The organism is Shewanella carassii, assembly GCF_019670705.1.
Lineage (GTDB): Bacteria > Pseudomonadota > Gammaproteobacteria > Enterobacterales > Shewanellaceae > Shewanella > Shewanella carassii.
This window is the reverse complement of sequence record NZ_AP024618.1, coordinates 2,771,214-2,789,788: the sequence shown is the minus strand read 5'-3', so window position 1 is coordinate 2,789,788 and position 18,575 is coordinate 2,771,214. Positions and strand designations below refer to the sequence as shown.

The following is an 18,575-nucleotide window of genomic DNA, read 5'->3' as shown; positions in this document are numbered from 1 at the left end:
ATTCGAGGCACTGTTGCTGAAAAGTTAAACCTTTTTAATCACTTCAAATTGGTTGGGAACTATGTCCAAGGTAAGCAATAGAACAAAAATCGCTTCTGCGCTTGTTGGCGCGCTGGCACTCGCCAGCAGCAACTTAGTCGTTGCAGATCCTCTTACCGACGCGCAACAAGCCGCGGGTCGCCTACAGTCAGAAGCCGTTGCGTCACAAAAGAAGATCGATAAGTATTTTGACCAGGCTCAAGATATGCTTTTCGAATATTCCGCCGTTGCTGACGAGCGGGAATCTCTCAAAGCCTACAATGATTATTTGGCTGGATTGGTCGCTGATCAGGAAGCCACAATGAAGTCCATTCAGGACGATATCAATGGCGTAGACAAACTGCGTCAGGGTGTTGTTCCTTTGATGTTTAAAATGGTTGATGCCCTGGAGCAGTTCGTGGCTCTGGATCTGCCATTCAAGTCTGAAGACCGTGCACAACGCGTCAAAAACCTTAAAGACCTGCTTAACACTGCCGAAGTGACTCTGGCTGAAAAGTTCCGTCTGATCCTGGATGCGTACAGCATCGAGCGTGAATACGGCAGCTTTGTTGACGTTGAAACCGGTAAGCTGAATCTTGACGGTAAAGAAGTGCTGGTTGATTTCTTCCGCTTGGGCCGTGTAGCTCTGTACGCTCAGAGCCTGGACCAGAAGACTGCCTGGATGTACAACCCTGAAACCAAGGGCTGGGATAAGCTGGATGACAGCTACCTGCGTGACATCACCAAGGGTATTCGTATCGCCCGTAAACAAGGGGCTCTGGATCTGTTTGCACTACCAATTCCAGCTGCGGAGGCTGCACAATAATGAAAAAGCTAATCACTACCGCCGTCGTTGCTGCCAGTTTCTCACTGTCTGCCGGTATGGCCAGTGCCGCTGAGGCGCCTAAGACGATTGACCAACTACTGCAGCAAGTCAAAGTTGAGCGTGCCGCTCAAGGTAAAATCAACGCCAAGCGTGAGCAAGAGTTCCAAGCCGAGCGTGGCGACAAGGCCGCGTTGCTGAAGCGTGAAAAAGATGCGCTGGCTGCTGAAACTCAGCGTGGTAAAGATCTGAACCAGGCCTTCCTAGACAACGAGCGTAAGATTGCTCAACTCGAAGAAGACTTGAAAACCGCTCAGGGTGACTTGGGTGAAATGTTTGGTGTGGTTAAAGGTGAAGCAGGCGATTTCGCCGGCAAGCTAATCAACTCCAACGTCAGTGCTCAGTATCCAGGACGTGACAAGTTCGTTCAGGATCTGGGTGCCCGTAAGCAACTGCCTAAGATTGAAGAACTGGAGCGCTTCTGGGAAGAGCAACTGTTCGAGATGGCCGAGTCTGGCAAAGTGGTTAAGTTTGAAGGCTCTGTAACCGACATCGATGGTAACGTGAAAAACACCACCATCTATCGTGTTGGTGCCTTTAACCTGTTGGCTGATAACAAGTATGTGGTGCTGAACCACGAGCTGGGTCTGATCCAGGAGCTGTCTCAACAGCCTGAAGGTTACCAAGTTAAGCCTATCGCTGACTTTGAAAAAGCCACTTCGGGTACAGCCAAACTGTATATTGACCCTGCCCGCGGTACTCTGCTGAACATCTTCACTCAGAAGGCCAGCTTCCAAGACCGTATTGAGGCCGGTGGTACCATTGGTTACATCATCATCGCCTTGCTGGCTCTGGGTCTGCTGATCTCGCTGGAGCGTCTGGTGACTCTGACCGTTATCGGTGCCCGCGTTAAGTCTCAGGCCAAGAATGTTGCCAACCCAGGTAACAACGCTCTGGGCCGTGTACTGAAAGTGTACCAAGAGAACAAAGATGTTGACGTTGAGACTCTGGAGTTGAAACTGGATGAAGCTATCCTGAAAGAAACACCAGCACTGGAAACACGTATCTCCATCATCAAAGTATTGGCGGCTATCGCTCCTATGATGGGTCTGCTGGGTACCGTAACCGGTATGATTGCAACCTTCCAGAGCATCCAGCTGTTCGGTACTGGCGATCCAAAACTGATGGCCGGTGGTATCTCTATGGCACTGGTAACTACAGTACAGGGTCTGATTGCGGCTCTGCCACTGATGTTGTGTCATGCTATTGTTGTGGCTCGCAGTAAGTCTATTGTTCAAATCCTTGAAGAGCAAAGTGCCGGTATTATTGCTGAACACGCAGAGAAGAGGGCTGACTAATGATGCTATACCTGATGGACATTTGGGATTCCGTCAGGGGCTTCATGGCCTCCGGAGGCGACGTCCTCTGGCTTGTTGCGGCGGTGCTGTTTCTCATGTGGGTATTGATGCTTGAAAGATTCTGGTATCTGAACTGGGTATCACCTAAGAATCATAAAGAGATCATTACCGCATGGAATGCCAGGGAGGAAACCACTTCCTGGTATGCACACCGTATCCGTGAAGCTTGGGTATCCCAAGCGAAGCAAGATATGAATGCACGTATGCTGATCATCAAAACACTGGTAGCCATCTGTCCTATGATAGGTCTGCTGGGTACAGTGACAGGTATGATTTCAGTGTTCGATGTTATGGCAGTTCAGGGGACGAGTAATGCTCGTCTGATGGCAGCTGGTATTTCTATGGCCACTATGCCAACTATGGCTGGTATGGTCGCGGCATTGTCCGGGGTGTTCTTTAGCACTCGTTTGGACGCCAAGATGAAAATCAGCTTGGAAAAGCTGAAAGACAGCCTGCCACACCACTAGAGAGAGATTGAACATGGCACGTAAGAAGCATTCCAGTGTAGAAGAGGAAGCACAGATCGATATGACCCCGATGCTCGACATCGTGTTCATCATGCTGATCTTCTTCATTGTGACCACCTCGTTTGTGAAGCCATCCGGTTTGGACTACAACAAACCCAAGGCGTCCACAGCGACTTCAAAACCTTCGGCGAACATCTTTATCGGCGTCAGTAAAACCGGCGTAATTATGATGGAAAACCGTCAGGTTGATATTGAACGAGTAACCGCTAACGTAGAACGTATGTTGGCAGAGGCACCAGAAGCCGCCGTTCTGATCCAGGCAGACAAAGAAGCCCAACACGGCTTGGTTGTTAAAGTACTGGATCAGGTGAAGGCTGCTGGTATTGATAAGGTCTCGGTATCTGCGGGGAACGACTGATATGTTAAGAGCACTAGTATCTATCATTATTGGTGCTGCTGTGACTTTTGGTCTGTTCTGGTTTATGGCATTCCTGGTCGGAGGTGGCGCTCAACGTGGCGACACCTCAACCGAAACGCCAGTTATCGAGATCACAATGGACAAGCAGGATTCGAAGGCACAGAAGAAACCAAGGGTGACACCTAAGCCACCCCCACCACCAGAGCAGCCACCGAAGCCAGCGGAAACGCCACCGGATAGCTCTTCTGATATTGATACCAATATGTCATTCAATATGGGTGGAGTAGAAGCAGGCGGTCCAAGTACAGGCTTTAAGCTGGGCAACATGATGACCCGCGATGGTGATGCAACACCTATCGTGCGGATTGAACCTCAGTATCCCATTGCTGCGGCGCGTGATGGTAAAGAAGGTTGGGTACAACTTCGCTTTACTATCAACGAACTCGGTGGTGTTGATGATGTTGAAGTTATCCAGGCTGAACCGAGAAGGATCTTTGATCGTGAAGCGGTTCGTGCACTGAAGAAGTGGAAGTACAAGCCGAAGATTGTTGACGGTAAGCCGATGAAGCAACCCGGTATGACAGTTCAGCTGGACTTCACCCTGAACCAAGGAGACAGATAAGATGCAAAAAGTGAATAAGCTTGCTGCAGCCATGCTGTTGACTTTGTCGGGTAGTGCAGTGCTGATGGCGCCAATCGCCCAGGCCGCTGAGAAGTGTCCTATCGACCAGCGTCAGGCCAAGGCTGTGGGTCAAACTGCTGCCAAAAAGGTACAGAGATCCTTTGAAGCCTATCAGGACGGTAATCTGGACGAAGCAATCGCAGTATTGCTGGAAGCCAACGCCCGTAATGACTTCGACAAGGCCTATATCGCCCGTATGCTCGGTAACTTCTACGCTGAAAAAGGTCAGATGGGTACCTCCATCAAGTACCTGAAGCAGGCAGTAGAAGCCGATATACTCGGTGGAACCGATCACAGTGCAACGCTGAAATTGTATGCGGATCTGCTGCTGCAGGAGAAGAAGTTTAAAGAAGCTATCACTTACTATAACAAGTGGATGGACTTCTCCTGTAAACAAGATCCTGTGGTCTACCGTCGTATCGGTATCGCCTATACAGAGCTGAAAGATTATCAGAACGTGCTGAAAACCGCGGACAAAGGTTTGTCACTGGCCGAAACGCCCGACAAGAACCTTTACCAGCTTAAGTTCCAGGCTTACTTCAACCTCAAGCAGTACAAGAAAGCGGTTGGTGTTCTGGAAACTATGGTCCCCCTGTTTCAGGACGATAAGCGTCTTTGGGTTCAGTTGGCTCAGCTCTATCTGCTGACCGAGAACTTCGACAAGGCTACAGTGACATACGATCTGGCTTATCAGAACGGTTTCCTGGAAACCGCTGATAACATCACTCGTCTGTCGCAACTGTTGGCGTCCAAAGGTTCGGCTTATCGCGGCGCTGTGATTTTCGAGAAGCATATGAAACAAGGGCTTATCGAAAAAAGTGAGAAAAACCTGTCCATGTTGGCCGGTTTCTTCCACAACGCCAAGGAGCTGAAGAAGGCCGCGGCCTATTATGGTCAAGCAGCTGCTGCCGGTAACGATGGCAAGCTGTACCTGAAACAAGGCCGTCTGCTGGCCTTGGATCAGCAGTTCAAGGAAGCGATTCCAGTATTTAAGCAAGCGCTGGATGCCGGACTGGAAAACCCAGGTGAAGCTCAGTTTGAGCTGGCACTGGCCTACTTGAACCTGAAAGACTATAAGTCGGCTTACCGCCGTGCCGAATTGGCTTCCAAAGATTCCAAGACGGCTCGCAGCGCCACTAGCTACTTGTCATACATAAAAGAGAAAGCGCGGATCCACAACGTTTCGCTCTAATGTTATGCCAGTGAAAAGCCCCGTAAGGGGCTTTTTTATTGTCAGCGAGTCAGTGTACTTCCTTGACACGTGAAAGCGTGCTGTCCTGCTCTTCTAGCTGATGACTCAAGGCTTCGACATCAATAAACAAGGTCTCGGGTTTCAACTCTTTATTGGGTAAGCAGATGCAGGCCGCAAGGCGATAATCCAGCTGCAAGTGATGAAACTTACTGTACTCTTCGCTGAAGGCCTTTATTTTTTCGTTAATCCGTTCAATCACTTTCTCTGTCCCCATCTTATCGACGTTGAACAGGCCGAGGGCGAACAGATGGTGGTTCATGCGTCCCAATAGGTCGGTATTGCGCAGCAAGGCTTCTTGTATCTGTTTGGCAAAGAATTCCAGCAGGTGAGGTTGGTTAACTGTTTCATGTATGTGAGGGCAAAGATACAATAGCGCCAGACTCTGGTGATCCCGCAGATGGCGATACCATTCGCGGTGGAAGACTTCCATAAAATAGGTCCGGTTATAGACCCCGGTTTCCGGATCCCTGAAACCCGAGTTACTGAAGGAATAAATCATGGGTTGGCTCCGAGCTAATGAATGTTACAAGTATAGTTAACCAATCCATCTACTGAGTTGTGACAGGAGAATGACGACAATGAAAAAAGGGTTTTTGCTGTGCTCTATTATTTTGGCGTTGAGCGGTTGCTCCAAAGAGGAGAGCAGTTTGGTGACTCAGCCTCAGGCGGAGCAACAGCCCGCTGCGGTAATGGTACAAACGGCAGAGCAGGCTTATCTCGCCATGGTGGATCAGTTCTTCAAGGACTACCTCAAGCTTGAGCCCATCTATGCCACCTTTGTTGGGATCAATGACTATAACGATACTTTCGGTGGCGACCTATCCGAGGCCTACCTCAAACAGCGTCATGAACTCAACAGCCGCTACGCCGCCCAGGCTAAGACCATAGACAGACAAGCCTTGCCCGAACAGTTGCAACTCAGTTACGACATGTTTGTCTATGACAGGGATATGGCGTTGGTGGATGAAACCTTCCCCAGCCGTTTTATGCCAATAAGCCAGTTCTACAGCACAGTGATTACCATGGTGCAGCTTGGCAGCGGTGAGAGTGCCCAGCCTTTCAATACCCCGCAGGATTACGCCAACTGGCAGCAGAGGGTGAAAGGTTTTGTCAATTGGACTGAACTGGCGAAACAACGTATGGATGAGGGCATTGCCAGCAAGGTTGTGCTGCCACGGGTATTGGTCGAGCGGCTTATCCCTCAGTTGCAGGCACAGTTGGTGGACAAGCCTCAAGACAGTATCTTCTACGCCCCTGTGACCAAGATGCCTGAGAGTTTCAACGCCGCCGAACGCGCCTTGATTGAGCAAGAATATCAGCAGATGATCAGTCAAGAATTGCTGCCGGCTATCGCTTCTCTCAAGCAATATTTTGAGCAAACCTATCTGCCGGCCTCGCGGGCCACTGACGGTTGGTGGGCGCTGCCTAACGGTAAAGTCTGGTATCAACATCTGGCCAATGCTCATACCACAACCACTATGGCGGTGGACGATATTCATCAAATCGGCCTCAAGGAAGTGGCGCGGATCCTCGATGAAATGGACAAGGTGCGCCAGCAAGTGGGTTTTGAAGGTGATCTCAAGGCCTTCTTTGCTTCACTGTCATCCGAGCCAGAGTACTTCTTCAGTGACAGGCAGGGCTTAATTGACGGCTATATGGTGCTTAAGGATAAAATCAATGCCGTATTGCCAGGTTACTTCAATGTGATGCCCAAGGCTGACTATGTGGTGAAGCCGGTTGAAAGCTTCCGTGAAAAATCGGCCGCGGGAGCTTCCTACGAAGCACCGGCCGTCGATGGCAGTCGTCCAGGGGTGTTTTACATCAACACCTATAATCTGAAAGCTCAGCCCAAGTGGGGCATGACTACCTTGTCATTGCATGAGGCGGCGCCGGGTCACCACTTCCAAATAGCCATCAAGCAAGAGCTGCAGGGCGTGCCTGAGTTCCAACGTTTCAGCGGTTATACCGCCTTTGAAGAGGGCTGGGCCCTCTATGCCGAATATCTTGGAATAGAGATGGGTTTGTTTGAAGATCCGTACCAATATTTCGGCAAGCTCTCGGATGAAATGCTGCGGGCGATGCGTCTGGTGGTGGATACCGGCCTGCATGCCAAGGGCTGGAGCCGTGAACAGGCGATTCAGTATATGAAAGACAACTCTCCACTGGCGGAAAGCGACATTATCGCCGAGGTGGAGCGCTATATGGCAATTCCTGGTCAGGCACTGTCTTATAAAGTTGGTCAGCTGAAGATCCTGGAGCTCAGAGCCCGGGCCGAGAAAGCCCTGGGGGATAATTTCGACCTCAAGGCCTTCCACGATCAAATCCTTACCACAGGTTCCTTACCCATGGCGGTGATGGAAGCCAAGATAGATCTCTGGATAGAAAAGCAGCTGAAGCAAAAAGCATCTGCCTGAGACTGAATTTAAGTCGAGTCTTTGATAAGCAAACTCAAAACGCCGTCATCTGACGGCGTTTTTTATCTTTGACTCACGGCCTGCCATTATTGTTGTGTCAGTTAACTTCTGACACAGAATGATATTATACTGGCCGGGTTTGTTCGGTGACCGACCGAAAAAAGGCCACTTGGCCAAGATTACTGAGGAGCAAATTATGGTACAGGCAACAGCAAGACATCTACTGGTAAAAACCGAAGCAGAATGCGCCAGCTTGAAACAACAGATTATCGATGGCGCCGATTTTGCCGAGTTGGCCCGTAAACATTCTGCTTGTCCTTCTGGTGCACAAGGCGGCGAGCTGGGCTCATTTGGCCCGGGAATGATGGTGCGTGAGTTTGATGAAGTGGTGTTCAGCGCGCCGCTCAATGAAGTACAGGGGCCGGTGAAAACGGCTTTTGGTTTTCACCTGCTTGAAGTCACCAGTCGCGGTTAAGCTGTAAGAGTTTAAGCAAGTGATAGAAATCTATACCGATAGACTCAGGCTCAGGACTCTGAAGGAGCAAGATTGGCCGGCGTTTCTGGCACTGCATTGCGATCCTGAGGTGGGCCGCTTTGTTAGAGATCCCGAACCCGAACCACTGCTCAAAGCCAAGTTTGAGCAGCGCAGCCAGCCTTGGCGTTACGAGTCCGGCGACTGGCTGACGCTGGTGATTGAAGAACTGGGCAGTGGCCATTTTGTCGGCTTGACCGGCTTTTATTGCGTCGATCCTGAGCTGGCGCAGGCGGAGGTGGGTTACCTGTTGCATCCGGATATGCAGGGGAAGGGTTATGCCACGGAGTCGCTACGCGGGGTAATAGATTGGGGTTGTTTGAGCTTCAATATTCATAAGTTCATCGGTCACTGCGCCAATGACAATCTGGCTTCGGCCAAGGTCATGGAGAAATGTGGCTTCGAGCTTGAAGGGATATTGCGGCACAACTTCCGTATCGGCGATCTTTGGGTGGATGACAGGGCCTATGGCCTGCTCAGTGATGAGCGTCGTTGACTTCTCTCCCCCAAGCGGATGCTTGCTGCTATAATCCGCCCCAAATCGAGTCAATTCCAGCAAGGCAAGGTCACAGTGACACAGAAAATGAGCGAATTCACCCTCAATAGCGGCGATGAGTATATTGAGCTTTATAAGGTGCTGAAGGCAGAAGGCATGACCAGTGCCGGCGCCGAGGCCAAGCATGTGATTGCCGAAGGGCTGGTGCTGGTCAATAACGAGGTTGAAACCCGCAAGCGCAAGAAATTGCTGCCAGGCGATCTGGTCAACTTCAACGGCGAAACGGTTAAAATAGTGGCGGCGCAATAAGCGCAAGGGGAACAAAATGCAATTTCCAGATGATGACAACGGCAAGATGCTGCAGGCAATGCAGGAGTCGGGTATCGACCTGAGCAAGCCTTTGGATGTGGACTTTTTCCTGGTGTTTGATGATCAGCGCGACGCTGAATCGGCATTGGAAGATCTGAGTCAATCCGAGCAGGCAGGCGAAGTTGAGCTGCAGTTCAACGAAGAGATTGAAAAGTGGGAGCTGATTGTCTGCATCAATATGGTGCCCGAGTATCAGGCATTGGTGGCGCGCGAAACCGAGCTGAACACCTTTGCCGCCGAGTTTGATGGTATGACAGATGGCTGGGGCGTGATGCAGCATCAGGACGGCGATGACGAGTTTGCCGATGATGAGCATGAGTGCGACGACCACTGCCACCACTGAAGATAGTGAGTTATCGCTAAGGAAGGTGCGAACGAGTCCCGTCAGTGCTCTGCGTCGACTTACAGACTCGGATGCAAGGCGCGGCTCACGGCAAATGGCCTAGTCCTTAGCAAGAACCATTACCCCTAGGCCACCCGAATTTGGGTGGCTTTTTATTGGCTCGTTCTGCTTTTAGCCTCATTTACGATAAGGCGCAAACTCAGACAGCAACCAATCGATAAATAATGCCGACTTACGTGGCAGGCCGCTGGACTTGGGGGTTAACAGATAGTAGCTGTAGGGGCTGACAAAGGGCGCTTCAAAGGGGATCACCAGAGTGCCGGCCTTGAGTTGATCTTCGATAAAGAAACGCGGGATCAGCGCCGCTCCCATGCCGCTGGCGGCGGCTTGACTCAGCATATAGAAATGTTCGACGCCAAACTTCTGCTCTGTGGTAAGTTTTATCCCCAGTTGCTTGGCCCAGTAAGGCCAAAGCTCAGGGCGGGTGGTGTGCTTTAGCAGCGTTACCTGGTTGATATCTTCCAGTTGCTTTAGCTTGGGAGCCAGTAGCGGCGAGCACACCAGACACAGCTCTTCATCCATCAGTTTGATCACATTTACTCCCTGAGGTTCACTGGTGGCGGAGCGAATGGCGATGTCGTAGCGGCCGCTGGCAAAGTCGACGGCGAAGTCGCCTATGGTGAGATCCACATACAATTGCGGAAAGCGTGACTTAAATTCCTCCATTCTCGGGATCAACCAGTTGATGGTCAGGCTGGGTAATACATTGATGGCCAGGGTCTGCGCCTTGAGACTTTGACGTTTCAGCTCGGCGGTGGCATTGGCTAGAGTCTGCAGAGCCGCCTGCACCTGTGGCAGGTATTGCCGCCCCTCATCTGTGAGCGCCAGTTGCCTGTGTTGACGCACAAACAGACTGAACCCCAGAAAATTCTCGAGTAGGCGCACCTGTTTGCTGATGGCACCGTGGGTCACATACAACTCCTGCGCCGCGAGGGTGATGCTTTGCAGCCTTGCCGCTGCTTCGAATGAACGCAGGGCATTGAGAGGAGGTAATTCCTGAAGCATGTTTTCTCCGCTGTTTTTTATGTGAGAAAATCTCACGCATAGGCGAGAATAACTCCTTTGCCTTTTGCGGGCAAACTGCGTCTAATAGCGATCCTTCAACTCTGTATTCGACAACATAAAAAATGGCATTTGAACTCACTCTGCAATTGGCTACGGTTCTGTTTTTTGTCGCCTTGGTGGCGGGCTTTATTGACTCTATCGCCGGTGGCGGTGGCCTGTTGACTATTCCGGCGCTTATGTGGGCCGGACTGCCTCCGGCGGCGGCACTCGGCACCAACAAGCTACAGGCCTGTGGTGGCAGTTTCTTCGCCAGCCTCTACTTTGTGCGTAAGGGAATGGTGAATTTGGGTGAGATGAAACTGGCAATTGGCTGCGCCTTTGTCGGCGCCTCAGTCGGTACGATTCTGGTTCAATTGATAGATGCCAGCGTGCTGGAGTTGATGCTGCCGTTTCTTATTTTGGCTATTGGTTGTTACTTCCTGTTTTCCAAGAAAATTACTGAAGATGACCGCGCCAGGGTTCTGACCCCGGGGGTATTTGCCTTTACCGCCGCACTCGGGGTGGGCCTGTATGATGGCTTTTTCGGCCCGGGCACCGGCAGCTTCTTTGCCCTGGCGTTTGTGTCCTTGGCGGGGTTCGGTCTGGCCAAGGCGACGGCTCATGCCAAGGTACTGAATTTTTCCACCAATATTGCTTCGCTCATCTTTTTTGCCCTTGGCGGCAAGGTGGTTTGGCTGCTGGGATTGGTGATGCTGGCAGGGCAGGCCGCCGGGGCGACTCTGGGCTCACGTCTGGTGATCACCAAGGGCAGCAAGATCATCAAGCCGCTGGTGGTGGTCATGTCGCTGGTCATGAGCCTCAAGCTGCTGGCCGATCAATATCAGTGGAGTTTTTAAGCCCAAATAAGACAGACGGCTGAGTGGTAAGCACTCGGCCGTAGAACCTCGGCAGGCGCATATACTATTGCATTGATTTTGCATACCATAAGGCTCACGTATCCGCCTGTAATCTTAGCGCCCAATGAAATTTATCCATACCTCGGACTGGCATATCGGTCGGCAACTGCACAACGAGTCGCTGCTGGATGAGCAAGCCCATATGCTTGAGCAGATAGTGGCACTTGCCGCTGAGCATCAGGTTGATGCCCTGGTGGTCGCCGGTGACATATATGACCGCTCGATCCCGCCTGCCAGCGCGGTTGCCCTGCTGGATAAGTTCCTCAATACCCTGCTCAATGAGCATCACATTCCTGTGCTCATGATAGCCGGCAATCACGACGGTCAGGAGCGGCTCGGATTTGCGGCGCGGCAAATGGCCGCCAGCGGCCTTTATATTAGCGGTCCGCTGCAAGCGCAGGTTAAGCCGCTTATCCTCAAAGGCCGTGACGGCGATGCCTGTTTCTATCCCATTCCCTATGCCGAGCCGGCGCAGGTAAGGCATGTGCTGGAGGTAGATGCCGGCAGTCATCAGCAGGCGATGGCCTGCTTGCTGGAGCAGGTTCAGGCGCACGACAGCCAAGGCCTGCCCAAGGTAGTGGTGGCCCACTGTTTCCTCGATGGCGGCAGTGAGTCTGAATCCGAGCGGCCCTTGAGTATCGGCGGCGCCGATAAAATCGACCCTGCACTCTTTCGCGGCTTTGACTACGCAGCGCTCGGGCATCTGCATGGCCCGCAATACAAGGGCGCCGAGCACGTGCGTTATTCGGGCTCGCCGCTGAAATATTCCTTCAGTGAACACAAACAGAAAAAATCCGTGACTCTGGTGGAGCTGAGCGCAGCTAATACCCCAAAAATCACTCTGCTACCGCTAAAACCCAGGCGGGATGTGAGGGTGATTGAAGGCCTGCTCGATGAACTGTTGCAACAGGGCGAAAAAGATCCGGGGCGGGAAGATTACCTGATGGTGCGTCTGCTCGATACCCAGGCGCTGCTGGATCCCATGGGCAAACTGCGCGGCGTCTATCCCAATGTGTTGCATCTGGAGCGCACGGGCCTGATGTCCCGGCAGCAGGGGCAGGAGATTGGCCGCGACAGAATCAAAAAAGGTGAGCTCGACATGTTCAGCGATTTTTTCAGTCAGGTGCAGGGTGAAGCCATGACAGAGGCGCAGCAGCAGACCATGAGCCGTTTGATTGAAGAGTTGCACAGGGAGCAGGAACAATGAGACCGCTGATTTTGGAAATGCGCGCCTTCGGCCCCTTCGCCGATTGTCAGCGCATCGACTTTACCGAGCTGGGCGACAAGCCGCTGTTTCTGATCAATGGCCCCACAGGGGCGGGCAAGACCACGATTCTGGATGCCATCTGTTTTGCCCTGTACGGCAAAACCACAGGTAACGAGCGAGAAGGCAGCCAGATGCGCTGCGACAATGCCGATGACGGCCTGCTTACCGAAGTGTATTTCAGTTTTGAATTGGGGCAAAAACGCTACAGCATTCGTCGTTGTCCCGAGCAGCAAAGAGCCAAAAGCCGGGGCGAGGGTTTTACCCTGCAAAAGAGCGAGGCGGAACTCAAGCGGCTGATGCCCGATGGCACTGAAGAGTTGCTGGTGGCCAGTAAGGTCACGGATGCCAACGCCTGCATCGAAGAGTTGACTGGCCTGGATGTGGATCAGTTTCGCCAGGTGATGGTGCTGCCCCAGGGCAAGTTCCGCGAGCTTTTGCTGGCAGACTCCAAAGAGCGGGAAAAGATCTTCAGCCAGCTGTTTCAAACCCATATCTATCGCCGCATTGAAGAGCGCCTCAAACAGCAGGCGCTGGAAATCAAGGCAAAGGCCAGAGACTTGCAATCACGCCGCGCCGGGATTTTGGAAACTGCCGGTGTCGAGAGTCTCGAGCAGTTGACAGCGGAAATTGCCGCTCTGACCCCCTCTTTGAGCGAAGCGACAGGTAACAAACAAAAAGCCAGCGATGCCTTGGCCCAGAGTGCCAAGACGCTCGATAACGCCAAGGCGTTAACCGCCGAGTTTGAGCGCCGCAAGCTGCTGCAAACCCAGCTTGATGCGCTTGAGCTGCGGCGCGCTGAAATCGAGCTGCACCAGCAGACATTGGAGAATGCCCGCAAGGCTGAAAAGCTGCTGCCAAGCCTCAAAGAGTTGCAGTTTCGCCAGCAGGAGTGGCAGCAGGCTAAAGCCAAGGAGGCTGACTATGCCAAGCAGTTGCAGAGCGCCGAGCAGCGTCTGAAACAGGCTACAGATGACAAGGCAACACTCGCCGAGTTGGATGAGCACGCTAATAAGCTGCGACGGGAGCTTGAACAACTCGACAAGCTGCAGCCGGCTATTAACGAGCTCAAGCAACTGACCGAGGAGCATGAGCTTGGCCTAGTGGAGCTTGAGCGCCTTGAACGGGTAGAGCAGCAGAGTCACACTGAGCTGGAACAATGGCAGCAGCAACAACAAAAGCTTAAGTCAGAGGAGAAGGAACTGTGCTCAAGCGCCGAGCGCCAAGGGCCGTTGCATCAGGCTCTGGCGGCGTTGAACACTCGCCTGGAGAAGACGGAGCAGCTCGGGCACATTAAGCAAAAATGGCAGCAAGCCCAAGTCAGCCTGCAGCAGGCCGAGGCCTATGGTCATCAATGCAAGGCTGAAAGACAGAGCGCCGAAACGGAACATCAAAGGTTGCAACTGGCCTGGCATACAGGCCAGGCGGCTATTCTGGCGGCCAAGCTGCAGCCGGGGCAGCCTTGCCCCGTATGCGGCGGCTTGGATCACCCGGCACCGGCCGAGATGGCGCAGGATATTCCGGGTGAAACCGAGCTCAACCGGGCGAGAGACGCCGAGCAGCAAGCTTCGGCAAGGCATGAGGCGGCCCGCAGCGATTATCGTCATATCAAGCGGCAAACCGAGGAGTTGCAGCTCGAGCTGCAGCGCTTGAGCGCTGAGTTACACGCCTTTATCGCCGCGGATGTTACGACAGGTGTTACGGCTGATGTTAAGACTGGTGTTACGACAGAGGCTAAGGCTGACGCCGCTATGGATGCCGACTCTTATGCCAAAGCCGATCTCGCTAGTGAAATAGACAGGCTTGAGTCCCGGCGCAGGCAGCTGCTCAATGAGTTGCAACAGGCCGAAGCGGCTCAAACCCGCCTCAATAACTGCAGGAAGCAATTGCAGCAGGCCGAGCAGCAAGTGGAGCAGCGACTCAAACACAGCGAGACTCAATTAAAGCAGTTGCAGCAGCTAAGAGAGCAGTTGAGTCTTGCGGGAGCCCGTAAAGACGCGGCGCTTGCTGCTCTGCCCAATGAATATCATGCTTTGGCAGCCGAGGCGGCGCTTGAACTGATGGCGCGGCAACTTGAGCAAAAGCAGAGTGAGTGGCAACAGCTTAAACAGCGACAGCAAGATATCAATCAACAGTATACCGAGGCCGTCAGCCAGCATAAGGCGCTGATGCAGGCCTTGACATCGAGCCGTGAAGACAGCGCCCGGGCCGAGCAGTTTGCCATCAAAGCGCAGCATGCGCTTGATGATGCCCTGAAGCAATCTGGATTTGCTGATCGCCAAACCTTGGAACAGGTGCAGCTGGATGAAGCGCAGATGCAGGCATTGGCTGAGAAGATAGAGGCCTGGCGCACGCAGCGCTTTGAGCAGCAGGCGCTGCTCAAAGCCATGGATGAGCGGCTCGCCGGACAAAGCCTGCCTGAGCTTGGGCAGCTTGAAAGCCTCTGGCAGCAACAGCAGCAGCAACTCGCCGAGGCGGAGTCTGCTTGGCAGACGCTCAATAACCGAATGCAGAGCCTGAAAGGCACAGAAGCCCAGCTCAATAAAGAAGCGCTAGCCGCTCAGGCGCTGGAGCAGGAATACGCCCTAATCGGCACTCTGAGTGATGTGGCCAATGGCAACAGCCATAGCAAGGTGAGTCTGCAGCGCTTTGTGCTCAGTGTTTTGCTCGATGATGTGCTGCTCGAGGCCAGTCGCCGTTTGGCGCTGATGAGCAAAGGCCGCTACCGCTTGCTGCGTAAAGAGGACAGGGCCAAGGGCAATAAGGCCTCTGGTCTGGAGCTTGAGGTGGAAGATGCTTACAGCTCCAAGGTGCGTCCGGTGGCCACTCTCAGCGGCGGTGAGAGTTTTATGGCGGCCTTGTCGCTGGCGCTGGGACTCTCTGATGTGGTGCAAGCTTATGCCGGTGGTATCAAGCTCGATACCCTGTTTATTGATGAAGGTTTTGGCAGCCTGGATCAGGACTCGCTGGAGCTGGCGGTTCGTACCCTGATGGATCTGCAATCCAGTGGCCGCATGATAGGGGTTATTTCCCATGTGTCGGAGATGAAAGAGCAGATAAGCTGCCGTATAGATATCAGCAAGCATGCCTTGGGCAGCAGCATTCGCCTGGTTACAGCTTGATGCAAATGGGACCGATTTGTTGGACTGTTTTTAAATTCACCCAGTAATCATAGGGTTTTGGCGAATAATACTTGTCTCAGGGACTTTTTTTGATATAAGTTTGCTGTTGGCCCCTTGAAAACAGGGGCTTGAACTATTGGTTTTCAGTTTGAACTCGGTGAGGCGACAGTTGCAGACAGATAGAATTTCCTGGTTGAGTATGATCCCTATGCGTTTGCAGGCCTTGCCCACTTTACACAAGAAGCTGCTGCTCAGCTCAGGCTTATTGGTGGGCGCGGCGCTATTATGGCCCGGGACTCACGAAGTCACCCCACAACGTATTCCCTTGCATCTGGATATTGAAGCTCTGCTGCCTCAAGTCAGCACTGAGCCTTCGGTTGTTGAAGTCGCCGGCCCGGACTTTGAACGTGTGATCCAAAGTGGTGACACCCTCAGCGTATTGTTCCAAAAGGCGGGAGTTGGCCAGCAAACCATGTATAAGGTGTTGGAAGCCGATTTGGATATTCTGGCACTCGATACTCTGCAGCCAGGTAACAGGATCCGCTTTTGGATCGATGAGCAGGGCAACCTGACCCAGCTGGAACTCTACTTTAACGCCGCACATCAGGTGCTGTTCAAACGTTTCGATGATGGCGGCTATGGGGTTGAAGAGATCAACATCGAAGGCGTCTGGCAAAACCGGATTGTCAGCGGTGAAATCCAGGGGTCTTTCTATCGCTCGGCGCAGCGGGTCGGCCTGAGCGCCGCCGAAATTCAAAAAATTGAGAGCCTGCTGAAAGAAAAGCTCAATTTTGCCCGGGATCTGCGTGCCGGTGACCACTTTTCTGTGCTGATGAATGATCAGTACATAGAAGGGGAGTCGACCGGTGTCAGTCAGGTGCTGGGATTACGCATTCAAAACGGCCGCAATGAAATTACCGCCTTTCAGAGCACAGATGGCAACTTCTATGATGAGAAAGGTCAGAGCCTGGCGCGGGCGTTTCAGCGGATCCCGCTGGAGAAACGCTATAGGATCAGCTCATCATTCAACCCCAATCGCCGTCACCCGGTCACAGGGCGGGTTTCCCCTCATAACGGTACCGACTTTGCAGTGCCAATAGGCACCAAGGTCGTGGCGCCTGGCGACGGTGTAGTGACCCTGGTGACCAATCACAGATTTGCCGGTAAATATATAGTGATAGAGCATGGCAACAAATACCGTACCCGGTATCTGCATCTGTCTAAACCTTTGGTGCACAAGGGCCAGAGAGTCAGTCGTGGCCAAGTTATCGCGCTGTCCGGTAATACCGGGCGTTCGACCGGGCCGCATCTGCATTATGAGTTTCATGTCAATGGTCGGCCGGTGAATGCCATGAAGGCGGATATCCCCATGGCCAGCCAACTCTCCAAAGAGCAGATGCGTGAGTTCAGCCAATTGGTCAGTACCCGTAAGATGATGATGGATCTCGGTTAAATCCGTTTATTGTGAGTGCACCGGCCAGCGTCTTGAGCGCTGGCTTTTTTATAAGCTCATTTTACCCATCCCTCCCTATTTGTTAGGGTGTGGAGAAAACCTGAGTGCAACAGGAGGAAAAATGAAGTTATGGCATGCACTGGTATTGATGTTCTTGAGCCTGGCGTTGCCGGTTACGGCGGCCGAAGAGCCCCCAAAACCCTATTCGGAGCAGAGTATTTACGACAAGCCCTTGATGGAGCGCTATGTGCTCGATGAGCTCAAGTCGATACGGCAAGACATGCAGTCGCTGGAAAAACGGGTTACGGTCGATATTACCGACCGAGAGTTGGCGGTGGCCGACAAGTCGATGAACTACGCCAATGTGACTGTGACCTACTTCTTTTACCTCATTGCCGCCGCGGTGTCACTGATCGCCTTGGTCGGTTGGCAGTCCCTCAAGGATATTCGCGACAAGACCCAAGAGATGGCCAACGAGAAACTGGAGGCGATTGCCGCCCAGTATGAGAAAAAGTTTCAGGAGATGGAGCGTGAGCTGAAACGCAAGAGCCGGATCATTACGGAAAACAACAAGGAAATTGAGCGGATCAACGAGATACACAACCTGTGGATCCGTGCTCAACATTCGCAGACGCCGGAGCAGCGAATCGAGATCTACAACGATATCCTCAAAATACGTCCGGGCGATCTCGAAGCCTTAACCTACAAGGCCGATGCCGCCATGGAAATGGGCGAGTATCACTGGGCCTTGAGCATCTGTAACCGGGTGTTGGAAGTGGATCCCAAGAACGCCAATGCGCTTTATCAGCGGGCCTGCGCCTTTACCCGCATGGGCTCGGAAGAGCAGGCGATTTCCGATCTGGAATTGGCTGTGGGTTTCAGTGCCTCACTCAGTGAGGCGGCCAAGGAGGAGAAAGACTTTGATTCCCTGCATGGCTACAAACGTTTTGACGATCTGATCAGCGATGACTGACAGTAATGTCGGGCAATTATCTAGTCCTGCGGCAGGGTTAACCTGCCTGCTGTAGCCGCTGCTGATACTTAAGGGCGCAGCGGCACAGTTTGCCCTTGAGTGCCGGGCAGCCGCCGCAGGGGGATTTCTTAAAGGGGTGCAGCGCAAAGCTCATGCTGCCGGTCTGGGGCTTTAGGCTGTGAAGTTGTCCGAGTTCGACAGAAGCTTGATTGGCGGCAATCCAGGTGCCGACTCGGTTTTGTAGTTCTGCCTTGAGCAGTTTCTTTTGCGGTTTTTTGAGCTTCTTCTGCCGGGAGAGTTCAGTGGGCAGTTGCTGCTCTAATGCGCTAACCAAGTCTTTGCCAAGGCGTTTGCGGCTGGACTTGCCAAGTGCGGGTAGCGTCTTTTTCAGTGCCTTATTGGCCTGCTTGTGACATATCTTGGAAACATGCTTGCTTATCTTGGGCATAAACCACTCCACACCTTGCCGGTATCCTCATCACTGGCCAAGCCAAAGCCGGTTAAAAGAAG

The 18,575-nt window shown here is 52.7% G+C and carries 19 protein-coding genes; 16 read left to right on the top strand and 3 right to left on the bottom strand.

Annotation, left to right across the window (positions count from 1 at the left end):
* The first annotated feature begins 61 nt into the window (after positions 1-61).
* Genes K5621_RS12690 through K5621_RS12665 form a run of 6 tightly spaced genes read left to right on the top strand, consistent with a single transcriptional unit; the run spans position 62 to position 5,018 of the window.
* Complete coding sequence (locus tag K5621_RS12690) at positions 62-844, top strand: DUF3450 domain-containing protein (protein WP_100145542.1); 783 nt, start codon at positions 62-64, stop codon at positions 842-844.
* Positions 844-2,199, top strand: coding sequence for a MotA/TolQ/ExbB proton channel family protein (locus tag K5621_RS12685; RefSeq protein ID WP_100145544.1), 1,356 nt, complete (start codon positions 844-846; stop codon positions 2,197-2,199). The genes K5621_RS12690 and K5621_RS12685 overlap by 1 nt, the downstream gene beginning before the upstream one ends.
* The gene (locus tag K5621_RS12680; RefSeq protein WP_082014355.1) at positions 2,199-2,726 is read left to right on the top strand and encodes a MotA/TolQ/ExbB proton channel family protein; all 528 of its coding nucleotides are present in this window, start codon (positions 2,199-2,201) and stop codon (positions 2,724-2,726) included. The genes K5621_RS12685 and K5621_RS12680 overlap by 1 nt, the downstream gene beginning before the upstream one ends.
* Positions 2,727-2,739: 13 nt before the next feature.
* Positions 2,740-3,144: an ExbD/TolR family protein gene (locus K5621_RS12675; RefSeq protein ID WP_025011238.1), complete on the top strand. Its 405-nt coding sequence runs from the start codon at positions 2,740-2,742 to the stop codon at positions 3,142-3,144.
* Between the two features lies 1 nt (position 3,145).
* Positions 3,146-3,766, top strand: coding sequence for an energy transducer TonB (locus K5621_RS12670; protein ID WP_100145546.1), 621 nt, complete (start codon positions 3,146-3,148; stop codon positions 3,764-3,766).
* A 1-nt stretch (position 3,767) separates the two neighbouring features.
* Entirely contained in the window at positions 3,768-5,018 is a 1,251-nt protein-coding gene (locus tag K5621_RS12665) for a tetratricopeptide repeat protein (RefSeq protein ID WP_100145548.1), read from the top strand.
* A 49-nt stretch (positions 5,019-5,067) separates the two neighbouring features.
* On the opposite strand, the gene K5621_RS12660 is transcribed toward K5621_RS12665, so the two are convergent.
* The gene (locus tag K5621_RS12660) at positions 5,068-5,577 is read right to left on the bottom strand and encodes a diguanylate cyclase domain-containing protein (protein ID WP_100145550.1); all 510 of its coding nucleotides are present in this window, start codon (positions 5,575-5,577) and stop codon (positions 5,068-5,070) included.
* A 79-nt stretch (positions 5,578-5,656) separates the two neighbouring features.
* On the opposite strand from K5621_RS12660, the gene K5621_RS12655 reads away from it, so the two are divergent.
* The 5 genes from K5621_RS12655 to K5621_RS12635 all read left to right on the top strand — a co-directional run bounded on the left by K5621_RS12655 (position 5,657) and on the right by K5621_RS12635 (position 9,232).
* Positions 5,657-7,492: a DUF885 domain-containing protein gene (locus K5621_RS12655; RefSeq protein ID WP_100145552.1), complete on the top strand. Its 1,836-nt coding sequence runs from the start codon at positions 5,657-5,659 to the stop codon at positions 7,490-7,492.
* Positions 7,493-7,610: 118 nt separating this feature from the next.
* Entirely contained in the window at positions 7,611-7,967 is a 357-nt protein-coding gene (locus K5621_RS12650) for a peptidylprolyl isomerase (RefSeq protein WP_472544862.1), read from the top strand.
* A gap of 19 nt (positions 7,968-7,986) precedes the next feature.
* The gene (locus K5621_RS12645) at positions 7,987-8,520 is read left to right on the top strand and encodes a GNAT family N-acetyltransferase (protein WP_221049409.1); all 534 of its coding nucleotides are present in this window, start codon (positions 7,987-7,989) and stop codon (positions 8,518-8,520) included.
* 87 nt (positions 8,521-8,607) lie between these two features.
* The gene (locus tag K5621_RS12640; protein WP_100145556.1) at positions 8,608-8,829 is read left to right on the top strand and encodes an RNA-binding S4 domain-containing protein; all 222 of its coding nucleotides are present in this window, start codon (positions 8,608-8,610) and stop codon (positions 8,827-8,829) included.
* Between the two features lie 16 nt (positions 8,830-8,845).
* Positions 8,846-9,232 carry a ribonuclease E inhibitor RraB gene (locus tag K5621_RS12635; RefSeq protein WP_221049408.1) on the top strand — a complete coding sequence of 129 codons (387 nt, stop codon included), beginning with the start codon at positions 8,846-8,848 and terminating at the stop codon, positions 9,230-9,232.
* Between the two features lie 177 nt (positions 9,233-9,409).
* On the opposite strand, the gene gcvA is transcribed toward K5621_RS12635, so the two are convergent.
* The gene (gene gcvA / locus K5621_RS12630; protein WP_100145560.1) at positions 9,410-10,297 is read right to left on the bottom strand and encodes a transcriptional regulator GcvA; all 888 of its coding nucleotides are present in this window, start codon (positions 10,295-10,297) and stop codon (positions 9,410-9,412) included.
* 122 nt (positions 10,298-10,419) lie between these two features.
* Here gcvA and K5621_RS12625 point away from each other — a divergent pair, with 122 nt between their 5' ends.
* The 5 genes from K5621_RS12625 to K5621_RS12605 all read left to right on the top strand — a co-directional run bounded on the left by K5621_RS12625 (position 10,420) and on the right by K5621_RS12605 (position 18,065).
* Positions 10,420-11,193 carry a TSUP family transporter gene (locus K5621_RS12625; protein ID WP_100145562.1) on the top strand — a complete coding sequence of 258 codons (774 nt, stop codon included), beginning with the start codon at positions 10,420-10,422 and terminating at the stop codon, positions 11,191-11,193.
* Positions 11,194-11,317: 124 nt separating this feature from the next.
* Entirely contained in the window at positions 11,318-12,460 is a 1,143-nt protein-coding gene (locus K5621_RS12620; RefSeq protein ID WP_221049407.1) for an exonuclease SbcCD subunit D, read from the top strand.
* Complete coding sequence (locus K5621_RS12615; RefSeq protein ID WP_221049406.1) at positions 12,457-15,639, top strand: AAA family ATPase; 3,183 nt, start codon at positions 12,457-12,459, stop codon at positions 15,637-15,639. The genes K5621_RS12620 and K5621_RS12615 overlap by 4 nt, the downstream gene beginning before the upstream one ends.
* A 169-nt stretch (positions 15,640-15,808) precedes the next feature.
* Complete coding sequence (locus K5621_RS12610) at positions 15,809-17,092, top strand: peptidoglycan DD-metalloendopeptidase family protein (protein WP_373289258.1); 1,284 nt, start codon at positions 15,809-15,811, stop codon at positions 17,090-17,092.
* 121 nt (positions 17,093-17,213) lie between these two features.
* Positions 17,214-18,065, top strand: coding sequence for a TPR end-of-group domain-containing protein (locus K5621_RS12605; protein ID WP_221049405.1), 852 nt, complete (start codon positions 17,214-17,216; stop codon positions 18,063-18,065).
* A 37-nt stretch (positions 18,066-18,102) separates the two neighbouring features.
* Here K5621_RS12605 and K5621_RS12600 read toward each other — a convergent pair whose 3' ends face one another.
* A complete protein-coding gene (locus K5621_RS12600; RefSeq protein WP_221049404.1) occupies positions 18,103-18,513 on the bottom strand; it encodes a hypothetical protein in 411 nt (136 codons plus the stop codon).
* Between the last annotated feature and the right edge of the window lie 62 nt (positions 18,514-18,575).

Bases quoted from the DNA above. Each gene is read 5' to 3' on its own strand.
- K5621_RS12670 (WP_100145546.1), top strand. From the start codon at position 3,146: ATGTTAAGAGCACTAGTATCTATCATTATTGGTGCTGCTGTGACTTTT.
- K5621_RS12690 (WP_100145542.1), top strand. From the start codon at position 62: ATGTCCAAGGTAAGCAATAGAACAAAAATCGCTTCTGCGCTTGTTGGC.
- K5621_RS12660 (WP_100145550.1), bottom strand. From the start codon at position 5,577: ATGATTTATTCCTTCAGTAACTCGGGTTTCAGGGATCCGGAAACCGGG.
- K5621_RS12650 (WP_472544862.1), top strand. From the start codon at position 7,611: ATGATATTATACTGGCCGGGTTTGTTCGGTGACCGACCGAAAAAAGGC.
- gcvA (WP_100145560.1), bottom strand. From the start codon at position 10,297: ATGCTTCAGGAATTACCTCCTCTCAATGCCCTGCGTTCATTCGAAGCA.
- K5621_RS12600 (WP_221049404.1), bottom strand. From the start codon at position 18,513: ATGCCCAAGATAAGCAAGCATGTTTCCAAGATATGTCACAAGCAGGCC.
- K5621_RS12635 (WP_221049408.1), top strand. From the start codon at position 8,846: ATGCAATTTCCAGATGATGACAACGGCAAGATGCTGCAGGCAATGCAG.
- K5621_RS12615 (WP_221049406.1), top strand. From the start codon at position 12,457: ATGAGACCGCTGATTTTGGAAATGCGCGCCTTCGGCCCCTTCGCCGAT.
- K5621_RS12685 (WP_100145544.1), top strand. From the start codon at position 844: ATGAAAAAGCTAATCACTACCGCCGTCGTTGCTGCCAGTTTCTCACTG.
- K5621_RS12625 (WP_100145562.1), top strand. From the start codon at position 10,420: ATGGCATTTGAACTCACTCTGCAATTGGCTACGGTTCTGTTTTTTGTC.
- K5621_RS12680 (WP_082014355.1), top strand. From the start codon at position 2,199: ATGATGCTATACCTGATGGACATTTGGGATTCCGTCAGGGGCTTCATG.
- K5621_RS12640 (WP_100145556.1), top strand. From the start codon at position 8,608: ATGAGCGAATTCACCCTCAATAGCGGCGATGAGTATATTGAGCTTTAT.
- K5621_RS12675 (WP_025011238.1), top strand. From the start codon at position 2,740: ATGGCACGTAAGAAGCATTCCAGTGTAGAAGAGGAAGCACAGATCGAT.
- K5621_RS12620 (WP_221049407.1), top strand. From the start codon at position 11,318: ATGAAATTTATCCATACCTCGGACTGGCATATCGGTCGGCAACTGCAC.
- K5621_RS12605 (WP_221049405.1), top strand. From the start codon at position 17,214: ATGAAGTTATGGCATGCACTGGTATTGATGTTCTTGAGCCTGGCGTTG.
- K5621_RS12665 (WP_100145548.1), top strand. From the start codon at position 3,768: ATGCAAAAAGTGAATAAGCTTGCTGCAGCCATGCTGTTGACTTTGTCG.
- K5621_RS12655 (WP_100145552.1), top strand. From the start codon at position 5,657: ATGAAAAAAGGGTTTTTGCTGTGCTCTATTATTTTGGCGTTGAGCGGT.